This window comes from Photorhabdus hindustanensis, from assembly GCF_002968995.1.
Lineage (GTDB): Bacteria > Pseudomonadota > Gammaproteobacteria > Enterobacterales > Enterobacteriaceae > Photorhabdus > Photorhabdus akhurstii.
Map to the genome: position 1 here is coordinate 1 of NZ_PUWT01000131.1, position 908 is coordinate 908.

The 908-nt window shown below is 52.0% G+C and carries 2 protein-coding genes and 1 rRNA gene; 1 reads left to right on the forward strand and 2 read right to left on the reverse strand.

What is annotated here, in order from left to right:
* Positions 1-74: 74 nt before the first annotated feature.
* A 5S ribosomal RNA gene (gene rrf / locus C6H66_RS24520) occupies positions 75-190 on the forward strand.
* 285 nt (positions 191-475) lie between these two features.
* Here rrf and tnpA read toward each other — a convergent pair.
* Together tnpA and C6H66_RS24530 are read right to left on the reverse strand one after the other, a co-directional pair.
* Positions 476-673, reverse strand: a complete 198-nt coding sequence (tnpA, locus tag C6H66_RS26495) for an IS66 family insertion sequence element accessory protein TnpA (RefSeq protein ID WP_105397019.1) — start codon at positions 671-673, stop codon at positions 476-478.
* Between the two features lie 48 nt (positions 674-721).
* Positions 722-908 (reverse strand): transposase domain-containing protein (locus C6H66_RS24530; RefSeq protein ID WP_146111054.1); only part of this gene is annotated, 187 nt, incomplete at its 5' end.

The window sequence follows — 908 nt, forward strand, 5'->3', positions numbered from 1 at the left end:
AGCTTGTTCAGAGATTGGTTCCAATGGTTGTGTTGACGGAGAGTCAGACAAGGGTTGGAATAAAACGGAATATGCCTGGCGGCGATAGCGCGGCGGTCCCACCTGACCCCATGCCGAACTCAGCAGTGAAACGCCGTAGCGCCGATGGTAGTGTGGGGTCTCCCCATGTGAGAGTAGGACACTGCCAGGCTTTAAATACAGTGGAAACCCTCAGCGCAAGCTGGGGGTTTTTGCGTATTGAGGTATTCTCGCTTTGTTTGCTTATATTGCCTGGTTACTGTGTCTCTCCACATTATATAGGATAAACTCTGTTGGGAACGGATTTGAACGTCGCGAGTCGAGACGGCCCGCAAAGCGAACGGTTAAAGAGTTGTTTGTAAACCGATGAGATTTGTAAAGTTGTTATACTGCCCGCTTAATAGTGGGCAGTTTTGTATTTAGCGGTACATCGTTGTTTCGTAATGTTCCGGTGAACTCACCTTGCGTTGTCAGGCTGGAGTGAAACCGGCAAGATGGCGGGCAGTGTCTGGCTGAGAGGCTGGCGCATTTTGTGACTGTCGGCAATCCAGTCGCGGAAAGAGGAAAAACTCAGCTGATGCTGTTCGCAATACTGTTTTCGGGTCAGGTCACTGTGGCGCCATTGGGTCACATGGTGCTGTTTTTGTTCCGTAATGTTCCGGTGGACTCACCTTGCGTTGTCAGATAACAACAAAATGGGATGTTAACGGAAGGGATTCTCAGGCCAGGGCAGCAGCTCATTCAACCGATTGTTCGGCCAGACAGGCAGCCGGCTGAGGACATCACGTAACCAGACCCAGGGCTCATGTCCGTTGGCCTGAGCGGTTTCCAATAGGCTCATTATCATGGCCGCCCGTTGTCCCGCGGGCAGGGAACCCGCAAAAAGCCAG